Annotated in this window: 18 protein-coding genes; 3 read left to right on the forward strand and 15 right to left on the reverse strand. The window is 63.0% G+C overall.

The window, feature by feature from the left end; genetic code table 11:
• The first annotated feature begins 59 nt into the window (after window positions 1–59).
• Window positions 60–1232, forward strand: a complete 1173-nt coding sequence (tyrS, locus tag VFZ66_19965; protein ID HEX6291469.1) for a tyrosine--tRNA ligase — start codon at window positions 60–62, stop codon at window positions 1230–1232.
• Window positions 1233–1293: 61 nt separating this feature from the next.
• Here the strand turns inward: tyrS and VFZ66_19970 are convergent, their stop codons facing one another.
• From VFZ66_19970 to VFZ66_20005, 8 genes are all read right to left on the reverse strand, one after another.
• Window positions 1294–1695 (reverse strand): DUF4342 domain-containing protein, encoded by a 402-nt coding sequence (locus VFZ66_19970; protein HEX6291470.1) that lies wholly within the window; start codon window positions 1693–1695, stop codon window positions 1294–1296.
• A gap of 99 nt (window positions 1696–1794) precedes the next feature.
• Window positions 1795–2082: a DUF507 family protein gene (locus tag VFZ66_19975; protein HEX6291471.1), complete on the reverse strand. Its 288-nt coding sequence runs from the start codon at window positions 2080–2082 to the stop codon at window positions 1795–1797.
• 261 nt (window positions 2083–2343) lie between these two features.
• Window positions 2344–3390 (reverse strand): sigma-70 family RNA polymerase sigma factor, encoded by a 1047-nt coding sequence (locus VFZ66_19980; GenBank protein ID HEX6291472.1) that lies wholly within the window; start codon window positions 3388–3390, stop codon window positions 2344–2346.
• 605 nt (window positions 3391–3995) lie between these two features.
• Window positions 3996–4742, reverse strand: coding sequence for an ABC transporter ATP-binding protein (locus VFZ66_19985; protein HEX6291473.1), 747 nt, complete (start codon window positions 4740–4742; stop codon window positions 3996–3998).
• A gap of 47 nt (window positions 4743–4789) precedes the next feature.
• Window positions 4790–5626 (reverse strand): ABC transporter ATP-binding protein, encoded by an 837-nt coding sequence (locus tag VFZ66_19990; protein HEX6291474.1) that lies wholly within the window; start codon window positions 5624–5626, stop codon window positions 4790–4792.
• Window positions 5627–5773: 147 nt separating this feature from the next.
• Window positions 5774–6742, reverse strand: coding sequence for a branched-chain amino acid ABC transporter permease (locus VFZ66_19995; protein HEX6291475.1), 969 nt, complete (start codon window positions 6740–6742; stop codon window positions 5774–5776).
• Between the two features lie 223 nt (window positions 6743–6965).
• Window positions 6966–7916, reverse strand: a complete 951-nt coding sequence (locus tag VFZ66_20000; protein HEX6291476.1) for a branched-chain amino acid ABC transporter permease — start codon at window positions 7914–7916, stop codon at window positions 6966–6968.
• A 92-nt stretch (window positions 7917–8008) separates the two neighbouring features.
• On the reverse strand, window positions 8009–9337 hold the full coding sequence (locus VFZ66_20005; protein ID HEX6291477.1) for an ABC transporter substrate-binding protein: 1329 nt from the start codon (window positions 9335–9337) through the stop codon (window positions 8009–8011).
• Between the two features lie 148 nt (window positions 9338–9485).
• On the opposite strand from VFZ66_20005, the gene VFZ66_20010 reads away from it, so the two are divergent.
• Complete coding sequence (locus VFZ66_20010; GenBank protein HEX6291478.1) at window positions 9486–10028, forward strand: CBS domain-containing protein; 543 nt, start codon at window positions 9486–9488, stop codon at window positions 10026–10028.
• Between the two features lie 154 nt (window positions 10029–10182).
• Here VFZ66_20010 and VFZ66_20015 read toward each other — a convergent pair whose 3' ends face one another.
• From VFZ66_20015 to nth, 6 genes are all read right to left on the reverse strand, one after another.
• Window positions 10183–10995, reverse strand: coding sequence for a universal stress protein (locus tag VFZ66_20015; protein HEX6291479.1), 813 nt, complete (start codon window positions 10993–10995; stop codon window positions 10183–10185).
• Between the two features lie 161 nt (window positions 10996–11156).
• A complete protein-coding gene (locus VFZ66_20020) occupies window positions 11157–12290 on the reverse strand; it encodes a hypothetical protein (GenBank protein HEX6291480.1) in 1134 nt (377 codons plus the stop codon).
• Window positions 12291–12690: 400 nt separating this feature from the next.
• Window positions 12691–14037: a serine hydroxymethyltransferase gene (glyA, locus tag VFZ66_20025; protein ID HEX6291481.1), complete on the reverse strand. Its 1347-nt coding sequence runs from the start codon at window positions 14035–14037 to the stop codon at window positions 12691–12693.
• A 127-nt stretch (window positions 14038–14164) separates the two neighbouring features.
• A complete protein-coding gene (locus tag VFZ66_20030; GenBank protein HEX6291482.1) occupies window positions 14165–17980 on the reverse strand; it encodes a GAF domain-containing protein in 3816 nt (1271 codons plus the stop codon).
• Window positions 17981–18279: 299 nt separating this feature from the next.
• A complete protein-coding gene (locus VFZ66_20035) occupies window positions 18280–18654 on the reverse strand; it encodes a hypothetical protein (protein HEX6291483.1) in 375 nt (124 codons plus the stop codon).
• Between the two features lie 25 nt (window positions 18655–18679).
• Window positions 18680–19399, reverse strand: a complete 720-nt coding sequence (gene nth, locus VFZ66_20040; GenBank protein ID HEX6291484.1) for an endonuclease III — start codon at window positions 19397–19399, stop codon at window positions 18680–18682.
• 808 nt (window positions 19400–20207) lie between these two features.
• Between nth and VFZ66_20045 the strand changes: the two genes are divergently transcribed.
• Window positions 20208–22253 carry a S8 family peptidase gene (locus VFZ66_20045; protein ID HEX6291485.1) on the forward strand — a complete coding sequence of 682 codons (2046 nt, stop codon included), beginning with the start codon at window positions 20208–20210 and terminating at the stop codon, window positions 22251–22253.
• 228 nt (window positions 22254–22481) lie between these two features.
• On the opposite strand, the gene VFZ66_20050 is transcribed toward VFZ66_20045, so the two are convergent.
• On the reverse strand, window positions 22482–22964 hold the full coding sequence (locus VFZ66_20050; GenBank protein HEX6291486.1) for an SH3 domain-containing protein: 483 nt from the start codon (window positions 22962–22964) through the stop codon (window positions 22482–22484).
• Window positions 22965–23116: the final 152 nt, after the last annotated feature.

The following is a 23116-nucleotide window of genomic DNA, read 5'->3' on the forward strand; positions in this document are numbered from 1 at the left end:
AGACGAGCGTGGAACAAGCCCACGCTCGTTTTGCTTTGCCCACAGCTTCAGGAGGCCGAATGGACATCGATCAGCTTCTCACTCGGGGTGTCGCCGAGGTTATCGTCGAGTCGGAACTGCGCGAAAAGCTCAAGTCCGGCAAACAGTTGCGGCTCAAAATGGGCTTCGATCCGTCCAAGCCCGATCTGCATGTCGGCCACGCGGTTGGCCTGCGCAAGCTGCGCCAGTTTCAGGAGCTAGGCCATACCGTCGTGCTGATCGTCGGGGACTGGACTGCGCAGGTGGGCGATCCCAGCGGACGCGATCAGTCGCGGCAGATGCTCACCGCCGATCAGGTGCGCAGCAACGCCGAGACGTATGTGCAGCAATTTTTCCATATCGTCGACCGGGATCGCAGCGAGGTGCGCTGGCAGAGCGAGTGGTACAACACGTTTACCCTGGCGGATGTCTTCAACCTCACATCGCGCTTCACGATGCAGCAGATGATGGCGCACGAGACGTTCCGCAAGCGCTTCGACTCCGAAAGCCCGCTCTCGATGATGGAGCTAATGTATCCGCTGCTGCAAGCCTACGACTCAGTAGCGATCAACGCGGATGTCGAGTTCGGCGGCACTGACCAGAAGTTCAACATTCTGGCCGGACGCGAGCTGATGAAGTCGCTGGGCCTTGAGCCGCAGCAGGTCTTTCTCACGCCGCTGCTGGTCGGCACCGATGGCCGCAAGATGTCCAAGTCGTTCAACAACACCGTCGATCTGACGATGCTGCCGCACGAGATGTACGGGCGCGTCATGGCGATGAGCGACGACGTGCTGCTGCCCTACTTCGTCAACGTCACCGATGTGCCCCTGAGCGAGATCGAGCAGTTGCAGGAGGCGCTGCGTGGCGGCGCGAATCCGCGCGATCTTAAGATGCGCCTGGCCCGCGAGATCGTGACGCAGTTCCACAGCGCCGAGGCCGCGCGCGCGGGCGAGGAATACTTCGTGCGGACGATCCAGAAGCGCGAGATTCCCGAAGACATGCCGGAGTACCGCATCGGCGCGCCGACCAGCATCGTGGACCTGCTGGCGGGGGCGCAGATCGCCGCGAGCAAGAGCGAGGCGCGGCGGCTGATCGCCGGGGGTGGCGTGCGCATCAACGGCACGCGCGTCGAAAGCCAGGAGACGATGGTCGAGCCCGGCGGCGAGTGCGTGGTCCAGGTGGGCAAGCGCAAATTCGTGCGCGTCGTCTCGTAGCAGCCCAAGGGGCGTTCGCAATGGAACGCCCCTGTTTATCTATTCAGCGCTATAAGAACCGCTACACCTGCGGCAGCGCAGCCTCATCGGACTCCGTCTCGGAGATCGTGGTCAGATTGGGATCGAGCGTCAGCGCCCTGGTATCCGCCGGGTTGATGTCGACCGTTTCGGGCCGCTCGCCCTCGCGCTCCACCACCACCTGCACCCGCGCCACCAGCCCGGCCAGCGCGCCCAGCGCCGCCAGCAGCGGAGCCATGTAGAGCGTCGCGACACCGGCAATCGCGGCGATCGTCACCGGGACTTCGAGGATCGTGGTGCCCTCGTGCTTGATGATCAGGCGGCGGACGTTACCCTCACGGATCAGGCTTTGCACCTGCTCGATCACCTGATTGGCGGCAACTTCGATCTCTTCGGTCCAGGAGCGAGCGCTCGGCGTGGACTCAGGATTATTATTGTTCGACATGTGGTATTCCTCCTATGGGCGTGCCGGTCTTGGTGCGGCACGTGGCATAGGACGCCCCAATCGGCGCGCGTGTTGCAGCCGATACCGGGCACCACGCCGTCACAGCACGAACTTGCGTTTGCGGGCGACCTCTTCCTTATGCTTGCGGCGCAGCACATCCTGCTCTACGGGCTTGAGCGTCCGCGAGTACGTCGCGAGGATACGCTCGACCTCGACGTCGATCTCTTCTTCGGCCTGCAAATCGGCGACGATCACCTCGTAGACCGCCTTGACCCGCGTAGCGCGCGCGTCGGGCGAGCGATTGGTGTAGGAGACTAGCCCGCGCTCGGCCAGCCCGTCGATGATCCGCTCGGCGATCCGGCGCACTTTATCTTCACTTAGTCGCATCTGCGGCTCCTTTCATTTGGCTGGTTACAGGATACCACACCAGCCGCAGTAGGCCGGGGACGATAGAACCAAGAACCAAGGAAGAACAAGGGAACAAACCGGGTGCCAGACCCAGAGGGCGCCGGCATGGTACCCCGGCGCAGGGGCGGGGGGATGAGGCCCTGAACTTGAAACTTGAAACTCGAAACTCGAAACATTGCGCGCAAAAAAGGACCGACGAGCGTGTGCTCGCCGATCCTGCCATCTGGCTGAGAGCGTCCGCTATTCGAGGTAGCCGCGCAGGCCAGCGCCCATCTGCGATACGCGCAGGCGGCGGAGCGCCTCGCCCTCGATCTGCCGCGCGCGCTCACGGGTAATCCCCAGCGAGCGGCCAACCTCTTCCAGCGTCCGGCGCTGACCGTCGTTGAGGCCGTAGCGCAGCTCCAGCACCGTGCGCTCGCGATCGGGCAGCTCGCTCAGCGCCTTGAAGATGTCGCGCTCAAGCATCGTCCGGCTGGCCTGCTCCTCCGGCGGCGCGATGCGGTCATCCTCGATGAAATCGCCGAACTGCGACTCGCCCGACTCGCCGACAGGCGTCGAGAGCGAGATCGGCTGGCGGACCGCTTCGAGCATACGCTTGATCTGCTCCTCCGGCAGACCGAGCGCCGTGCCAAGCTCGGCGTGCGTCGGCTCGCGCTGGAGCGCGATTGCCAGCCGCTCGGCGGTGCGGCGCATCTGCCCCAGCGACTCGCCAAGATGGACCGGCAGGCGAATCAGGCGGCTCTGCTCGGCCAGCGCGCGGGTGACGGCCTGCCGAATCCACCACGTGGCATACGTCGAGAAGCGGTTGCCCTTGCGCCAATCGAACTTCTCGACGGCGCGCATCAGGCCGATGTTGCCCTCCTGGATCAGATCCAGCAGCGGCATGCCCCGGCCCATATACTTCTTCGCAACGCTGACCACCAGCCGCAAGTTCGCCTGGATCAACTTCTGGCGGGCCTCATCGCCAAGCTCGCGCAGCCGAACCAGCTCGTAGCGGTCAGTGGGCGGCAGCTCGCCATTCAGCTCGGCTAACTGCGATCGCGCATGCTTGCCGTTCTCGATCGCCTGTGCCAGATCGATCTCTTCTTGCGCGTTGAGGAGCGGCGTTCGACCAATTTCACGCAAGTAGCGTGTAATTGCATCGGTAGCTGCGACCATCTCGTGCAGCTCCTCGACATCGTACTCTTCCTCTTCTGTCGCTACCTGCTGCAGCTCCTGGGCCGACGGCTCCTCGAATTCATCAAGTGCGGCGTCCGGAAGCGCAGCAGCGCTCTGGGGAGTCGTCAACCTGCTCGACTCCTCAGTCGCAGCCCCTGGCGCAGGCATGCCCAGTGACTGCTCCTTCGGCAATTGCTCCTGCTTTTGCTTCTTGGGTGCCATGTTTCCTATACTTATGGCCGTTTGGTCGAGCCAAAGCAGCACAAACTAAGAATGAATCAATGCATTTCCGTCACATCACTAGCCGCCATGCTGCAAGATGCAGACCGTCGACTATGGTCGACTATGCTGGATGTGCATAGGCGCTTGCACAGCGCGTCACGCAGACACGTCGTTGACCGTTGCTCACCAAGGGGGGAGGTTGATCGATCGTATGGTGATCGATCGTGTGGTGGGGCAAGGCTACGCTGCCGACGATCTAGGCTTGCTCTCCGATCCGCGCAAAGCACTGCGGCAAGCGACACATCTTGTCAACCCCTCTAGCATAAGTCAACTAAAGAGTGCTTGTCAAGAAGCGCGTGTCGCGCCGGTTGTATTATCTTGTACAGATAGAAACGTGAATTTAACAGTTTAGTAACGGCTGGATTGCCGCAATAGGCCGATCACCTACCCCGAATCCAGTCGCAAAGATCATACGTATCCGGCGCGCACCTGGATTGCCGTTGCCGCAGCCTTTAACCTTGCTGACGCGCAGGCGGCGGCGCTGGCGGCGCTGCTGCCTCGCCCAGGTAGGCTTTGCGCACCCGGTCATCGTCGATCAGGTCGGCGGCGCGTCCGCTGATCGTGATCTGGCCGGCCTCCAGCACATAGCCGCGATCGGCGTTCTGGAGCGCAAGCTGCGCGTTCTGCTCGACCAGCAGAATCGTGACGCCCGCCGCGTGCAAATCCCGAATAATCGCAAAAATTTCACGGACGATCAGCGGTGCCAGGCCCAGGCTCGGCTCGTCCAGCAGCAGCAGCCGGGGGCGGCTCATCAGCGCCCGCGCAATCGCGAGCATCTGCTGCTCGCCGCCGCTGAGCGTTCCGGCAAGCTGGCCGCGACGCTCTTTGAGCCTCGGAAAGCGCCGAAACTGCTGCTCGATATCGGCCTGGATCGCGGCGCGATCCGAGCGGGTGTACGCGCCCAGCAGCAGGTTATCCATCACCGTCAGGCGCGTCAGCATGCGGCGGCCTTCCGGGCTTTGCGCGATGCCGCGCTGCACCACCTCGTCGGGCCGTAACCTGGTGATGTCGTGTCCATCGTAGACGATCTGGCCGCGACGCGGATTGAGCAGCCGCGAGATCGTGCGCAGCGTGGTGCTCTTGCCCGCGCCATTCGCGCCGATCAGCGTCACGACCTCGCCCGCGTTGATCACCATGCTGACGTTTTGCAACGCCTGAATCCCGCCGTAGTTGACCGACAGATCGCGGATCTCAAGCAGCGGGCGAGCCGTAGCGCCGGTATGTGCTGTATGTGACTCAGAAGCGCTCATGCCTCATCTCCCAGATACGCCTCGATCACCGCCGGATCATGCTGCACTTTGGCGGGATCGCCCAGCGCGATCAGCTGCCCGAAATCGAGCACCGCGATCCGATCGCAGAGGCCCATCACCAGCGGCACGTGATGCTCGATCAGCAGGATTGTTAGGCTGAACTGATCGCGGATCTGGCGGATAAACTCGCTCAGCCCCAGCTTCTCGTGCGCGTTCATCCCGGCGGCAGGCTCGTCCAGCAGCAGCAGCCGGGGATCGAGCGCCAGCGCCCGCGCGATCTCCAGGCGGCGCTGATCGCCGTAGGCAAAATTGCGCGCCCGCAGATGCGCCCGATCGGCCAGCCCGACCATATCGAGCAGCTCCAGCGCGCGCTGGCGCGTGGCGCGCTCTTCTTCCGTGGCGCCCGGCAGGCTGAGCATGCCCGCCAGCAATCCCAGCGGCCCGCCACGGGTATGCACATGGCGCGCGATCATCACGTTCTCCAGCGCCGAGAGATTGCCGAACAGACGAATATTCTGAAACGTGCGCGCGATGCCCAGCGCCGCGATCCGGTGTGGCCGCAGCCCGGTGATCTCCTGGCCGCGATAGCGCAGGCTGCCGTGCGACGGCGGGATCAGGCCCGTGATCAGGTTGAACAGCGTCGTCTTGCCAGCGCCGTTCGGCCCGATCAGGCCGAAGATCTCGCCCTGCTGCACGACAAACGACACATTATTGACCGCTACCAGACCGCCGAAGCGGCGCGTCATCGCGCCGACTTCCAGCACCTTGGTGTCGTCCACAGGCTGCCTGCGCTGTCGAAGCTCGGCCTCGGTAGGTTCCCATGTAGGTGGCATGGCTGATCTTCACTCACTTCAACGTTTCGAGTTCCAAGGTTCGAGTTCCAAGGTTCAAGTTTCAAATTCAAGGCTCCCATGTTCCCTTGTTCTTTTGCCCAAAGGGCACCCGCATGGCACCCGGTTCTTGGTTCTCCGCTTGGTTCTTCACGGCTTCGCGCTGTCCCGCGTACGTCCCGCTCCGGCTGGCTCTACCCGTCGCCGTCGCCGTCGCCCCTCGAACAGCTCCGGCGTGACCATTCCCTGCGGAAAGAAGATCGTGCCCAGCGCGATCAGCACGCCAAAGATGATCAGCCGACCATTGCGCAGGAACTCGGCCAGCCACACCGGCAGCCCGCCGACATCCGCGACCGCCCGCAGCAGCTCAGGCAGCGCCGTCAGCGTCATCCCGCCGACGACCGGCCCGATGAAGGTGCGCGACCCACCGATCAGGACGTAGGCCAGATAGTTGATGCTGTTGTCGAAGGTGCCCTGGCGCGCGTTCCAGGTGTTGAGCACATGCGCGCTGAGCGCCCCGACGACGCCAGCCAGGATCGCGCCGAGGGTAAAGGCCAGCACCTTGTTGTAGGTCGGGTCGATGCCCATCGCGGCGGCGGCCAGTTCATCCTCGCGGATCGCGGCAAACGCGCGGCCCGTCCGAATCCGCTCCAGGCGATAGATCAAAAACATGCTCAGCAGCAGCAGCGGCCCGGCGATCCACAGATATTCGATCCGCGCGGCGAAGGGCTGCGGAATGCCAAAGATCCCGACCGCGCCGCCGGTCGCTTCCAGGTTGAGCGACAGCACGCGCAGGATCTCCACGAACGCGATCGTCGCCAGCGCCAGGTAGATGCCGCGCAGCCGCAGCGCCGGAATCCCGACGACGATCGCTACCACGCCGCAGACCACACCCGCGACCGCCATCTCGGCCAGCACGTACGGCACCGGAAACGCGCCGCCGGTCGGGCTAAAGAATCGAGTGGACATGATCGCGGCGGTATAGCCGCCGAGCGCGTAAAAGCCCGGGCTGGCGAGCGAGAGCTGGCCTGCCATCAGCGGCAGATAGAGCGACAGCGCCAACATCGCCGCCAGGATCATTGAGATGAGCAAGAAGCCATTGTTGTAAAGTGCCGCCATGTTGTTCAGCTCCCAACGACGTATCCGCCCTACAGTGCAGAATCAAGGCGCATTTTGGGAAACATTGGTTTCATGTTTCGAGTTCTGAGTTTCAAGCCCTCACCCCCAGCCCCCTCTCCCGTCGCCTTCGGCACAGGAGAGGGGGAAGTTCGGTTCTTGGTTCTTGGTTCTCCGTCTGTTCTTTGTTCTTTGTTCTTTCGCGTATTTCCTTCGCCGCCAAACACTACACCTTCTGCACCACGGCGCGGCCAAGCAAGCCCTGCGGCCTGACCAGCAGCATGATAAAGAGCAGCGCGAACGCGACCGCGTCTTTATACGCGACGTACTGCGCCGGAACGAACGACTCGGCCAGGCCGATGATGAAGCCGGCCAGCACCGCGCCCGGAATATCGCCCAGGCCGCCCAGCACGATCACTGCCAGGCCCTTCAGCCCGAACGCGATGCCGAAGTACGGCCCCGCGATGCTGACGCTCATCCCGACCAGCGTGCCAGCGATCCCGCCCAGGAAGCCGCTCAGAAAGAACGTCAGCAGGATCAGCCGATCGGTGTTGATGCCGAGCAGGCTGGCAGTCGTGGCGTCCTCGGAGACTGCCCGCAGCGCACGACCGACGTTGGTGCCGTTGATCAGATACGTCAGCAAGACCACGATCACCATCGAAACCGCGAAGATAATGATCTGGACCGTGCGCACCGGCACTGGACGAGTGTCGCTGCCGAAGTTGATCGCGACCGGCAGGCCGCCCAGGATGCGCGCCGGAAAGGTGTAGATCTCCGCGCCGACCAGATATTGGATGAGATTGACGATCGCCACGGCCACGCCCAGGCTTGACACTAGCGTCAGCAGCGGATCGGCACCGCGCGCGCGCAGCGGACGAAAGGCCAGCCGCTCCACGACCACGCTGCACAGGCCGGCCAGGATCGCGCCCAGCAGCAGGGCCACCGGAAACGGCAGACTGATCGGCACAGCCAGATTCGCCAGCACGCCATTGAAGCCGAAGCGCGAGCCGATCAGCACATAGGTGAAGTATGCGCCCAGCGTAAAGACCGCGCCGTGAGCAAAGTTGATAATGCGCAGGATCGAGAAGACCAGTGTGTAGCCCAGAGCAAAGATCGCGTACACGCCGCCGATCGCCAGGCCGTTGAGGATTTGTTGCAAGAGCAGGGTTATGTTCATGGCAGATCCCATCGCCAGCAAACGAGCGCAGCCGCGCTCAATCGGTAAGCGAGGCAGGAGCGCAGCGCTCCCACCTCAGGCAGCGAATCGGGCTATTTGACAAAGACGAACGTACCGTTGGTGCCGTCGGGGTCCATCTTGATCTGAGCGACGTAGAACTGCTCCTGGTTGATCTCGCCTTCGGGAGTGAACGAGATCTTGCCCAGCGGCGTCTCATACGATCCCTTCAAGATCTGCTGGTTGAGCTGGTTGCGCAGATCGGCCAGCGCCAGCGAGCTGAGCGGCGAGGTCGTATCCAGCTCGCGCAGCGCCTCGACCACCACCTGCACACCGGCAAACGCCTGCGCGCTGAACTGCGGCGGCTCCTTGGTCTGCTTTGCTTTATAGGCCGCGCGGAACTCGTTATTGATCTCGTTTGCGGTTTCGTAGCTGTACGCCTGCGCGATCAGAATGCCGTCGCACTGCGCGCCGCAGACCGGGAAGATATTCGCCGTGTTCAAGCCGTTGCCGCCGACGATCTGCCCCTTGTAGCCGAGATCGCGCAACTGCTTGACCAGATTACCGCCGTCGGCTGCCAGACCTGAGATGATCACCAGATCGGGCTGCGCCGCCAGCGCGTTCGTCACCTGGGCGGTGAAATCGGTATCGGTCGTCTGGAACTGCTGCACCGTCACCAGATCCAGCTTGAAGGTATCGGTGACAGCCTGCTGGAACGTCACCGTCTCCGACTTGCTGAAGGCATCGTTCTGGGCGAAAAAGACCGCGACCTTTTTGATGTTCGGGTTGGCGTCGAGCGCGGCTTTGACCGCGTTGGGCGCGACGACCGCCACCGGAGCCGAGACACGCGCGATATACTCGCCGATCTGTGGAATGCCCTTGGCGGTGTTGGATGGCGCGAGCACCGGCACCTTGGCCTGCTCGGCAATCGGATCGGCGGCAAACGCCTGCTGCGAGAGCGTCGGTCCCACGATGGCTACGACCTGATTGTTGTTGATCAGCGTCTGGAACGCATTGATCGCGCCGGCCTCATCGCCGCTGGTATCCTGAAAGATCAGCTTGATCGGGCGACCATTCACGCCGCCGCGCTCGTTGAAAAACTCCTCGGCGATCTGCGCCCCGACCACCTGCTCCTGGCCCAGCAGCGCGACGTTGCTGGTCTGCGCCACGGCAACACCGATCGGAATCGGCTCGCCGGAAGCCGTGGTCCCGCCCGTGGTGGCAGCGGGCGCGGCGCTCGTGGCGGGCGAGCCGCTCGCGGCGGGCGCGGCGCTGGCAGCAGGCGCGGCGCTGGCAGCAGGCGAGCCACTCGCGGCAGGTGAGCCGCCGGTAGTGTCTGTGCCGGTCTGTGGAGCGCTACCGCAGCTTGCTAGCAGTGCCATGGCAACGACCAGCAACATCAGCCGGTACACAAAACGAAACATCTGAGTACCTCCTCCTGAGTAAAGGCATGGCCTGCGATTGTAGCACCGCTGTAGAGCGAGGGTCAACTGGCAACGCTCGATCCCACGGCATTCATTCAAGCGGCAATTCCGTGGCGGAATCGTCACCCGGCATAGTCGAACGTTCTCCTTGTGGATCTGCTCGCTACGGTACGCTGCACAAGGAATCGGCGCGCAGCCGTTTCGTCGCGCGGCCTGGCCGATTGATTGGGAAAGAGAGATAGACGATGGAGATCGTTCGTACCTGGATGAGGCAGCCAGCGATTGTTGCGCTGGACTGGAAACGACGACGCTGCCCGCCGCCCGGCACTTGATGCAGGAGCGACATATCCGGCGCTTGCCTGTCGTCAACGCCGCCGGAGAGCTGGTCGGCATTGTCACTGAGGGCGACATCGGCAAGATCTCGGCAGCGCCCGCCACCGATGTACGCGACTATAATCTATATCACCGTGCGGCGGATCTGCCGCTGCGCGACTTTATGACCCGCGAGGTCGTGACGGTGACGCCCGACACGCCGATCACGACCGTCGCGACGCTGCTGCGCGACCACCGCATCGGCGGTGTGCCGGTGCTGCGAGGACGGCGGATCGTCGGCGTGATCACCGCGAGCGACCTCTTCTGCTACCTGATCGCTGGACAGGATCTTGAGGTCCAAGAGGTTGCGGCGATATGACCGGTTAGTGATTGTTCGGTAGGGGCGTGATGATGGTGTTTGAACACATCTTTGGAAAAAGGGCGGTAGAGGCGTATTGCATACGCCCCTGCGCGTGATGAATCACACACCTGCGATCCGAATCCCGGTATAGCGCGGGCTGAACGCTCTTGGCCTAGACGTGGACGGCCTTCACCACCAGCACAGGCACCGGGCTCTGGCCTAAAATATCCTTGGTGACATCTTCCAGCAGCAGCCGCTCGACCAGCGTCTGCGATCGGTGCGCGCCGATCACCAGCAGATCGTACTGGCCCTCCTGGAGCTCGGCGACGATCTCCTCGATCACCAGGCCGACGCGGACCTTGATCTCAGCCCGCACACCGACCTCACGCAGCACATCGACCGCCGCGTACATGTTGACGATTTCGGGAGAGCCGGTTGCCGCGAACGCCTCCGTGACACGCTCATGCGGCGAGCGCACGCCAAAGACCATCGGCATCTGCGAGAGCACATGCAGCACCGTGGCGTTCGCGCCCGTGCGCCGCGCCAGCCGCGCCGTCAGACGGGCATCGACGATCACGCTTTCATCGCCGCCAGCGCAGATCAGCACGCGCTCGATGTGCTCGGCGGTGCCGCGCACCAGCAGCGACGAGATCGGCAACTGCGCGCTCAGCGACGACCGGGGCCGCAGCAGCATCCAGCGCGACCAGCGCTCGCGCATCGGGCCGAACACGGCCAGATCGTAGTCGCCCGCCCGCGCCTCATTCAACAGCGCGCTATCGGCCTCCTCGACCGCGTTGACATGCCGAATCGCGGGCGCGAAGAGCTTCCCTGCCATCCGGCCAAAGAGATCGGCGGCGCGTACCGTATCCTGCATAGCCGTCAGCAGCGTCACCGTGACATCCGGGTCACGGGTGATCGGCGCGATATACTCGACCGCCTGCTGGCTCGCCACGGAGCCATCGATATAGATCAGCAGTTTAAGCATATTCTCTCGTTAGCCGGAGGTAGCTAGCCGCCTCCTCGTACCACCCATCGCCGGCGTCCATGCTCGGCGAACCGGCTGGCAATTCCCTGGTCTGTCCCCGCTTCAGGATACGAACGCTGTGGAACATCCCGAAGCATACCGGCCCCCAGCCTGAGCCTGTACTACGGCCAGAACAACAGCACCAGGGGTGTGATCAACATAACTGCAACAAACATGCCCAAAGTACGATTGTCGTGCATCACCAGGTTGAGCATCCCGATCACCACCCGCTCGTACAGCCGGTAGATCGTCAGCAGCACGATCAGCGACACCAGCGCGACGCTGACCATCTCGACCAGGACGATCGTAAACGCGGCGGGACCGCTCATCACCAGCGCGGCAAACAGCGTATCGATGAACGTCGTGATGTTTGCGCCCATGATGTAGGGCAGCATATTCTCACGCCGGATAAAGCCTTTCGCCGAGAGCGGAACCAGGATCGACAGCGACACCGAAACCGAGAGTGTGACCGACGTTACCGCCATGCCCAGGACGAACATCGCCATGGGACGGTAGACCAGCCGCCCGATCCCTTGAAACGCCGAGCGCTCGGCGCTCATCTCCGGCAGCGCGCGGTCGAGCAGGCTAAACGAAAGAAGCAGGGTGCCGATCCCCGCCAGGAAGATCAGCCATGGCAGCGAGCCAAGCCAGCCAGTGACAAAGGCCAGGATTGGATCGTAGATCACATCAAGAACGCCTGTCAACTGCGAGCCCTCCGCGAGCCTGAACCGATCCAGCCAGCCGCCGGTCAGCAGCCAGTAGCCGATCGCCATCGCCGGAAGGTAGATCGACGCGGTGACAACCAGGCACAGCACGCCGATGGCGATACTCGCGCCGCGCTTATGCCCGCGCAGATAATACAAGAAGCCCACGAAGAGCACGATAAACGACGCGCCCAGCCGCGAGCCGGTGATCATCGAGAACGTCTGCACATCGGTGATCACGTGCTGGTCGAAGAACGAGAGCGCAATCGCGGCGACCGGCGAGCCGCTCAGCACGCCGTAGGCGACCAGCCACCCGAAGCCGAGCGTATTGGTCGCGTTCTTGATGCCGAGCGTATCCTTGAGGAACGGGCCAAGCGGCCCGGCACCTTTTTTGAGCAGCTCAAGCGCCAGCACGAAAAAAAAGAGCGCCACGATTGCCAGCACGGTTTTACGCAGCCATGTCGGGAGCAGCGATCGTTTGTGCTGATTGGGCGACACAGGCGTTGGCTCAGCCGATTCGGCGACCAGCGGTGGCGTTTCAATATCCCGCATACCCATCTACCTGCCAGGTAGTCTGCCTTCAGCAATCAGGGGCACTGCTACCCGTATCTGAGCTATCAATCCAGGCTACAGCTCCAGCGGAAGCTGTCTACTCATCGTTTGATAGGAAACCATGCAAGAGGAATACCAGACCGCAACAGCACGGCGGATGATCGGCGCACGACGCATCACGCGATGACAGGAGGTACGCGCTGGCCTGAGCGGGCCGTCAGCAGAGCGATGCTTAATCTTGTTCGTCGATCGGTTCGGCCTTGCAGCGCGAACCGATCCACTCTGGCCTGGCCCGCGAGCCAGCGCTCATCCGAACAACCGGATCGAGCCGCTTGCCGCCACAGGCAGCGCCGTGCCGCCAGCGCCTCACCGCGTCAATCGGGCGGTGCCGCGTGCGCGCTTACGACGGCGATGGCACCGACGCTGGCTGAGCGCCCTGCCCGACCGCGCTCTTGTCGAGATCGATAGCGGCGTAGCGCGCGTGGGCGGGCACCGGAAACGCCGCGCAAAGATCGCGCACCTCGGCGGCGATACGCCGCTGGAGCTCGGCGTTTTCGATGTCGCGCAGCACCGTCGCAATCCAGTCGGCGATCTGCTCCATCTCCGACGGCCCGAAGCCACGGCTGGTGACGGCGGGCGTGCCCAGCCGCAGGCCACTGGTGATCATCGGCTTGCGCGGATCGAAGGGGATCGTATTCTTGTTGACGGTGATGCCGGCCTCGTCGAGCGCTTTCTCGGCCTTCTTGCCGCTGATCTCCTCGGTGCCCTGCGAGCGGCTGAGGTCGATCAGCATCAGATGATTTTCCGTGCCGCCTGAAACCAGCCGCAGGCCATGCTGCGTCAGCCGATCGGCCAGCGCGCGCGCATTCTCGACGATCCGCCGCTGGTAGTCCTTCCACTCCGGCTGGAGCGCCTCGCCGAACGCGGCGGCCTTGGCGGCGATCACGTGCATCAGCGGGCCGCCCTGCACGCCCGGAAAGACCGTGCGGTTAAGATTGTAGGTTTCGGCGATCTCCTGCGAGCTGAGGATCAGACCGCCGCGCGGGCCGCGCAGCGTCTTATGGGTGGTGGACGTAGTAAAGTGCGCGTGCGGAATCGGCGATGGATGCAGGCCAGCCGCGACCAGCCCCGCGATATGCGCGATGTCGGCCCAGAGCAGCGCGCCCACCGCGTCGGCGATTGCCCGCATGCGCTCGAAGTCGATGGTGCGCGGATAGGCCGACGCGCCCGACGTGATCAGCTTGGGCCGGACCTGCGTGGCGATCTCCAGCAGCGCGTCGTAGTCGATCCGCTCGGTTTCGCGATCGACGCCGTAGTAATGCACGTCGAAGTACATGCCCGAAAAATTGAGCGGGTGGCCGTGGGTCAGGTGGCCGCCCTGATCGAGCTTCAAGCCGAGGATCGTATCGCCGGGCTTGAGCGCCGCCAGGTAGATCGCCATATTGGCCTGCGCGCCCGAATGCGGCTGCACATTGGCAAACTCCGCGCCGAAGATCTGCTTGGCGCGCTCGATCGCCAGCGTCTCGACGACATCGACATACTGGCAGCCGCCATAGTAGCGCCGCCCAGGATACCCCTCAGCATACTTATTGGTCAGGATCGATCCCTGAGCTTCGAGCACCGCTTCGCTGACATAGTTTTCGGATGCGATCAGCTCGATGCCGTCGCGCTGACGGCGGGCCTCAGCCGCGATGGCCGCAGCAAGCTCAGGATCTTGGTGTTGTAGCGCAGAAAGTGCATGGGCCATAGGTTGCCTCCTTGCTCCGCGCTAGTGTACCACGTTTCGAGTTGCGAGTTCCAAGTCCCAGGTTTCGAGGCCCTCAGCCCCGGCCCTGCGGGGCCACCCCCTCTCCCGCTAACGTAGCACAGGGGAACTAGCCGCCTGGTTCTTGGTTCTTGCTTTGCCGGGTGCCCCTCGCGCCGACCGGCAGATAGATCGTGAAGGTGGTGCCGAGGCCGGGCGTGCTCGCGACATTGATCGTGCCGCCGTGACGCACAATGATCTGGTGGCAGATCGACAGGCCCAGCCCGGTGCCCATGCCTGCCGCCTTGGTGGTAAAGAACGGATCGAAGACACGCGCCTGGACTTCGGGCGGCATGCCGAGGCCGGTATCGACCACCGTGACGCTGACCGCGTCGGGCGCATCCTGGGTGATAATCTCCAGCGTGCCGCCGTCGGGCATGGCATCGATCGCATTGACGATCAAGTTCATCAGGACACGGCGCAGCTCCGAGGCGCTCCCCCGGATCAAATGGGTCGCATCAAGCTGAAGCTTCGATTGGGTCAGCTCTCGCCAGCGCGCCTGCGTCATCGCTACGGCATCGCGCACGATCACATTGATGTCTACCAGATCGGTGTACGGCCCGTGCTGCATGCGCCCAAACTCTTGCAGGCGCTTGATCATCGCGGCGCTATCGCGGGCCGCGCCCTCGATCGCCCGCAGCGTCGCGACCCGCTCAGGATCGGTTTCGTCGAGCAGCAACCACTGGCTATTGCCGAGCACGCTCGCCAGCGCATTATTGAAATCATGGGCAACTTCAGAGGCGAGCTCGCCGAGCAGACGCAGCTTGTCGATGCGGCCCACCTGCTCGTTTGTATGCTCAAGCTCCTGAAGCACCGCCTGCATCTCCGCAAGCGAGCCCTCGGCGTCGGCGCGCAAGATGCGCTCGCGCTCGAAGCGCCGTGCATGATCCACCGCCTGCGCGGCCTGCGTGGCGAATAGCTCCAGCAGGCGTTGATCGCGCTCCGTAAAACGCTTGGCGGGATCGGTCAGCGCGAGGCCGACGGTGCCCAACACCTGATCGCCGATCAGCAGCGGCACGCCCAGCACCGACAGCCACGGCAGCCCGGCGTAGGCGTCCGCCGGGTCCGGCCACTCCTGATAGTTGTCGAGGCGGATGCTCTGGCGCGTCTGTGCTACCCGTCCAAGCACGCCCTCACCCAGCTTGATGCGGGTATGGAGCAATTCTTCGGGAATGTTCACGCCGACGATCAGCTCCAACTCCTGAGTCGAGGGATCGAGCAGGCTGACGCCTGCGCTGGTCGATCCGATCAGCGCATGGGCGCGCTTGACGATCTGCTGTAAGATCTGCCACACATCCTGATCGAGCGACAGCGTGACCGCGTTGGCATAGACCGCTTCCATCTCGACGTTACGGCGGCGCACGTCCTCCAATAGCTGCGCGGTGTCGATCGCCTGCGCCGCCTGCGCCGCCAGCAGCTCGATCAGCCGCCGATCAGTTGGGCTAAACTGCTTATCGGCGCGGGTATGCGCCGTCAGCAGCGTCCCGATCACGCGATTGTCGGCGATCAGCGGCACGCCCAGCGCCGCGCTCAGCCGCGAAAAGTTGAAGTTGGGATCGCGCAGCGGCCACGTCGAATAATCCGAAACCAGATAGCTGCGTGTCGCCTTGAGCGTCTGCCCGACCAGACCCTCGTCGGCTCTGACGCGCGAGCCCAGCAGATGCGGCGGAAGGTTGACCCCGACTCGCAGCTCGGCCTCCTCGCCGTTGGGCAGCAGCAGATACAGCGATGTGCAATCGGCATCCAGCAGCGCGCAGGCCCGATCGACGATCGCTTGCAGCACAGCCTCAAGATCGTGGTGGGCGTTGATGTCGAGCGCGGTTTGATAGACCAGCTCCAGCTCGTGGCGGCGCTGTGCCTCCTGGGTGCGGAGATTGGCCTGGCGTAGCGCCACCGCCAGATGCTGCGCGACACGCTCCAGCAGCGCGATGTCCTCATGCTCCCAGCGCCAGCGCTGATAGCGCGAGACACCCAGCAGCGCTACCAGCGTACCCTCGACGATCACCGGAACCACCGCCAGCGCCACCAGGCCCTTCGCGATAAGCTGGCGGCGAAACGGCGAATGCGTCTCAGGATACTCGGTCAGATCGCTGAGGTAGAAGCTACGGCCATGCCGAAAGATCTCTAGCACCTGCGGGTCGAGAGCCGACAGCGGCACCTGCTGCGTCCTGTCCTCGCTGGACAGATGGTTCTGCGCCTGCCAGATGTTGAGCCGCAGCGTCTGATCGGCCTCGAACAGGCCAATCGCGCACACATCGACCTCCAGCAGCGCGCCCAGCTGCACCGCCAAGCGCTCCCAGACATCGCGCCAATGATCAGGCTGTGTCTGGTTGATCGCCGAGAGCAGCTTATTCAAGAACGATTCACGCTCACGTGCCCGCTGCGCCGCTTCGATCCGGCGGCTTTGCTCAAGCGCCGCCGCGATCTGCTCCCGCAGCGACACGACGATCTCGAAATCGCTCGTCGAGAGCGTCGCGCGCGACTCGATGCTCAACGTGCCCAGGATCGTGTGCTCATAGACCAGCGGCACGTAAATGCCCGACGTGATCCCTTCGGCCACGCCGAGATACCCCGGCTCGTCGTCGATATGTTTGATCAGCAACGGCTGCTGTTTGCGCAGGCATAGCCCGTTCAAGCCTTGATCGAGCTTGATGCGCGACGTTAGCCGCTGGTAATCGCCGCACCAGGAGCGGAGGCAGAGCGTATCATCCTGAAGCAGGAACAGCGAAACAAACTCGAAGTGAAGCTGATCGCGCAGCATCCGCACGATCGTCGCGCCCAGCGCATCGATGTCGAGCTGCGAGGCAATCGCGGCCCTGAGCTGCTCGATCACCGCAAGCTGCTGCGCCTGGCGATGAGTCGCGGTGTACAGCGCGATCCGCTCGATGGCGACGCTCAGCTCAGCGGCGATCGACTCAAGCAGCGCCCGATCGCCCGGCCCAAGCCGCTGCTCATGCGTCGACTCGACGTTGAGCACGCCGTACACGGTTTGCTCGCAGTACAGCGGCACGGCGATCTCGGACATTACGCCCGGCATCGCCGCGAGAAACTCAGGATACCCGCGCACATCCGCCACCCAGATGGTCTGCCGCTGCCGTACCGCGCGGGCCATGATCCCGGTTGTGATCGGCACGCGCTGAATAATGTTGGTGTACCCCACCTGATGCTTACAATGCAGGGTGTCGGACTCCAGAAGATAGATGCTGACGAGCGAGTAGCCGTAGCGCAGCGCGATCTGCTCCACGGCCTGACTTAGCAGGGAATCCAGGTCAAGTGTGTGACCGATCATCGCACGGATGCTGTCGAGCAGACGTGCATTACACTCCATCCGCTGAAGCCTGGTGTTCGCCACCATTCGCTGGAGCGAAAGCTGAATGCTGCGGCTGGCGAGCGTGAGCGCGCGCTGCTCGTCCTCGCGCCATGCCGCCACCAGCCCGGAGCCGAGACATAAAACTGCGGAGCCGTCCGCTACCGACAGCGGCAAGACGGCATAGCGGCCTTCGAGCGCTGTGCATGAGCGCGCGGCAACCTGGACTATCTCCGGGGCCTGTCTCACGTCCTCGCCGATCAGGCGGGCTGTCAGCTCGAAGAGGGGCTTGATCCCGGCAGGCACGCATACCTGCTCGATCGAGGTTGGCGGATCGAGCTGCCAGCAGTACACTTCCAGTTCGGGCAAGCTCAGCAGCAGCGCAGCCCATTCATGAGCTATGAGGTTGGGCAGGCAGGCCTGGATCGTAGCGCAAAGACCGGCTACATCAGCAACGGATGCGAGCGCGTTCAGCAGGCGAGCTAGGGGGTCGGCATCGTCTTCAGAGAGCGCACCACCCGATGAGCATGAGTTGAGCAGCGTAACATGCGCAGGTGGTGCAGGACGATGCGCAGACATACTCTTCTGCTCCAAGTATAAGACAGCGGCTCGTCGTTCAGCCGCATCGTGAAATAAACCAGCAGTGGCGTAGCGTGGTGCAACCTTGAGCCGATAGCCCGCCATAGAGTAGTGTACCAGCCGCCCACGCTTCGCTCAAATCGCTGTCGTGCGACATGCTTGATTTTTGCGGCTCCGTTGGTCTTAGCTTAGCATGACCAATCAGCCTTGCCCACGCAGGACCTTTACTTTTTGTTAACAGCGCCCATGGCAACAACCGAGCCACAGCAATCGCACAGCGCGGCCAGACAGCACCAGCATTATCCACCACCCGTCAAGCGCGCGCGGATCGACACGCCCGCCAGGAACAGCGCGACGATCGCGTAGATCAGCGTCTCGTAGCGCGTCGCGCGGCCACGGGTAAACGAAAATGCCGCCGGGAGCGCGACGATCGAAACCGTGCCGTACAGGATGTGCAGGATGCCGCGCGCGGGAGCGCCGCCCATGATATACAGCAGGACGCCCAGCACGCCCTGGGCGATCACCAGGCCCTCCCCGACCGCCAGGCCGCCCCAGTAGGAGCCGGTCACGCCCTCGCCGCGCACGAAATTCCACAGGCCCCACAGCCCAAGCGCCAGCATGAACAGCAGCATTGTGATACTCAGGCGATTGTGGATGAAGATGATATTTTCCATAGCTCTTTCAACTCGCAGACAAAACTCAAGATCGCGTCGCAGCGCCATCCGTCGTCGAGACGGCAGACCATCCGGCGACGCGCTGTGCGGCATAATCGCATAGATCGGCGAGCGGGCAGCGACCGCAGGCTGGCCGCTGCGCGTGACAGATCTGGCGACCATGCAAGATCATGTTGACGTGGAACGCATAGACCTGCTCAGGCGGCAATGCCCGCTCCAGCAGATCGTGGGCCGCGTCGGCGCTCACGCTGGGGCCGATCAGGCCGAGGCGTTGCGAGACGCGATGTACATGCGTATCGACCGGCAGCGCGGGCATGTCGCAGGCAAAGCACAGCACGCACGCCGCGGTCTTCGGCCCGATACCCGGCAGCGAGGTCAGCCAGCGCTTGGCCTCGGCCATCGGCAGATCGCGCAAGAAGGCCAGATCGAACGCGCCGCGCCGATCGAGGATCTGCTGAAGCACCTGCTGGATGCGCGGCGCTTTGATGTTGCCTAGGCCCGCCGGTTTGATCACCTCGTACAGCTCGCGCGTATCCGCCGCCAGCACGTCCTCCCAGGTGCGGTAGCGCGCCCTGAGCAGCCGCCAGGCTCGACCGCTGTTGCGATCGGAGGTGTTCTGCGACAGGATCGTCAGGATCAGCTCGTCGAGCGGATCGCGGGCGCTGTAGCGCTCACGCGGGCCGTAGCACTCGGCCAGGCGCTGGTTGACGAGGGCAACTTTAGCTGCGTCGGCGGCAGGTGACATACGTTCTGCCTTTCTAGCGTGCCGTCAGACCAGAGAACAAAGGAACCGGGTGCCAGGCGGGTGCCCATGCCCAGAGGGCACCCGCCTGGGCACCCGCCTGGGCGCCCAGCGCACAAGAGAACAAGGGAACAAAGGGGACGGAGAACTAAGCACCAAGAACCGAGGGGACGACAACGTGGAACTTGAAGCCTGGAACTTTCGACTTCCTGATCCCCGACCCCTGACCCCTCGCTATTTCCCCAACATGCTCGTTGATTCTGCATGGCAGACGACAAAGCGGCTGACAATCTGAAACTGCTTTTCAACATTATTATACCCGGTTTATCCGCGCCGGGCTGTCGGCTCAATCCTACCACAGCGATCGTTATGCTCGTAGCAGCTCATGGCATGGCCGCGCGTAGCGAGCGGGAACGAGCGCGCAAACCTTCTTCTGCTTTGGATTGTCTTCTTTGTGGTTGCAAGCCAGGAAAGGTTAAGAAATCTTGATTCGTCTAAGGGCTAGACGCAGCCAAAAGCGGGTATTACCCATCGATCGACGACGTTTGACCGACGGGGATGCCCTGGTAGAAGGAGGTGATACGACAACTGTACGTTAGCTAGCCCAGTCGCGTATGAGGCGATGCACCGCCCACCAGGCACGCCTCACATCGACGCTGCATGCACCGGACGTTAAGCCTGTACATCGGCCCCCCAGAACGTTCCCCCCAAGCTGCGAATACAAAACCGATGACAGCGCGCACGCTGCGCGCCCAATCAACCGCGCATTCGCTGGTTTTTCCTATGGCATGGTACGTTTTGGAGACACTTCATGAAACGATTCGTCCGTTTGTTCACTGTTGGCCTGTTCATGACGAGTGCCCTCGTCACGCCGGAGGTCTTTGGACAGCCGACCGCCTCGACGCTTGCTCCGCTGACCCGCGCGAGCAGCAGCGCGCTTCCCGATCAGTATATCGTCGTGCTGAAGGATAGCCCAACCGCCAATGCAAGGGCCATAGCCGCCGATGTGGGCACGAGCCCGAAGTATGTGTATGCGGCGGCGATCAATGGATTTGCAGCGGAGTTGAACGCCGGGCAGCTCAATGCCATTCGACGCAACCCCAACGTCGCCTACGTCGAGCAGGATCAGGTGGTCCAGGCCGACTCGACGCAATTCATGGACCCCAACGGCGATCCGTGGGGCCTCGACCGCATCGATCAGCGCAATCCGCCGCTGTCGGGCAGCTTCAGCTACTACCGAACCGGCGCGGGTGTTCATGCCTACATCATCGACACGGGCATTGCTCAACATACGGACTTTGGCACGCGCCGGTCAACCATTGGTTACACGGCGATAGCCGACGGCAACGGTATCAACGATTGCAACGGGCACGGCACGCATGTCGCCGGTACCGTAGGCGGCACGATCTACGGCGTCGCCAAGAGCGTTACGCTGCATTCGGTGCGCGTGCTCAATTGTTCTGGCTCTGGCACCATCTCAGGCGTAGTTGCGGGCGTGGACTATGTGCGGCTGAACGCGATCAAGCCGGCGGTGGCGAATATGTCGCTGGGTAGTGCGGCCAGTACGGCGCTCAACTCGGCGGTCGCCAACCTGATCGGCTCCGGCGTCTTCACGGCGGTCGCGGCTGGCAATAACAACGCCGATGCCTGCAACTATTCGCCCTCTGGCGTCGCAACCGCCTACACGGTCGCCGCATCGGACAAGAACGACAATCGCGCGTCATTTTCCGCCTACGGGCCGTGTATCGATGGCTACGCGCCGGGCGTTCTGATCAAGTCGGACTGGCTGAACAACGGCGTTAATACCATCAGCGGCACCTCGATGGCATCGCCGCATGTCGCGGGCTGCGCCGCGCAGTACCTCCAGGCCAATCCCAACGTGACGCCTGCGCAGATCACGACCTGGCTCAACAATACCGCGACGCCGAGCGTGATCATCGGCAACCCGGCGAACACAGTAAACCGGCTGCTCTACTGCTATCGCGGCGATGTCTGGATCAAAGATCACGCACTCGACACAGGTCTTGAACCCGATCCGGCGGTCCCGGCAGACATCTGGCACAGCCCGGACATCTGGAACCGTCACAATCCCGATAGCGGATTGACGCACCAGGCACCTCAGCTCGGATCGAACAATTTCTACGCCTACGTGCGCAACCGTGGCCTTGGCCCCGACACCGGAACGCTCGAATTCTATATCCACAAGTCCGGAACCAATTCAACGTGGACGTGGGTCGGCTCGATATCGCTCACTCTGCTGCCGGGCCAGGTCCAACTGGTGAGCGTGCCCTGGACCGCCACATCAGCAGGAAAATACTGCGTCCAGGCCCGCTGGATTTCGAGCACCGATCCGATGGCCTATCCGGGGCCGATTGACTCAAACTTCGTTCGCATCAACAATAATGTTGCGCAGCGGAACATGGAGAAGATCTTTCCAGCCTTTGGATCTCAAGACAATATTGATCTCGTCGTTCGGAATCCAGCGCCTCTTCTCGAAGCACAGCGCCTGGTCTTCGGCGAGCCGCGCGAGCAGTGGCAAGATCCCTTCGTCCGCCGTGGGCGTCTGACGATCGATCTGGGCCAAGAGCTGTTCGATCGCTGGATGCAGGGCGGCGGTAGAGGCCAGGGCTTCGAGCGCGTCGGTGCGACCCAGTTCGTGCTGGTCGATCCCGCAGGCGCGGTCTTCGACGGCCTGATGATGGAGCCGGGCAGAGAGTTTGCGGTGCAGCTCACGTTTGAGGCGCTGGCTACCGCAGCAGACGATCAGCCCTACATCGTCGATGCGGTGCAATACACATCGGGGAAGGGCGAGCTTGTCGGCGGAGTGCGCTACGAAGTGTATCTTCCTAGGCAGTAACGCCCGTAGTGCCGCAGATGGCTGAGTCTCCTCGCCACCGTCTCAGCCGCAGAACAGCCAGGAGGCAGCGCATGCTCTACCCTGGCTGTTCGTTTTGTGCGCGTGCTGCTGCGTGATCCAGAGGCGTATCATCGGCAAACTCGTAGCATGCCGGTGCTCGGCGATTAAAAGTATGTGGAGCACGCCTACGACGTGCTCCACGTATGCAACTGATGATCGTAGCGGCGGCTACTTCAACAGCTTCTCGCTGACCCAGCCCTCGGTTCCGGCGGGCACCGCGCCCTTGGGCTCCGCCACGCGCACCCGGTGCCAGATCGCGCCCTCAAGCGTGCGGTTTTCGAGCAGCACCAGCACATCGCCGGGCGCGACGATGCCGACGACCGTCTCCGGGGCGATCCGTGGCTCGGAGCGCAGATTCCCGCCGTTGACCACGGTCGCGCGCGTCTCGGCAGGCGTCGGCGTGATCTGCTGCGCCTGCGCCGTCGCGGTCTGCTGCGCGTAGTATTCTTTCCACAGCGGCGTCGCCGTCAGCGTGCGCGCCTCGACGTAGTCGCCGTACTTGCGCGCGCCGAAGCCGGAGCCGACCATCACCACGCCGAGCAGGCAGATGAAAATGGAGATCGTAATGAACAGGGCGATCGGGCCGCGTCGGCGGGGAGCTTCTGGATCGAAGAGTCGATCCCAGTCAGATGAATGGAGCTTTTGGGACATACGAGCAACCTCATGGCAATGCCTACGGCATTCGTCACGTGGGCGCGCGATACGGGAATTCCCGCCAGTGTCCATCCCACCCAGGACGGAGCGCGCGACATGCCAGGGATTGTGGCATATTTTCGGGCAGCAGATGGTTCGATCTTGGCCTA

The organism is Herpetosiphonaceae bacterium, from assembly GCA_036374795.1.
GTDB lineage: Bacteria > Chloroflexota > Chloroflexia > Chloroflexales > Kallotenuaceae > LB3-1.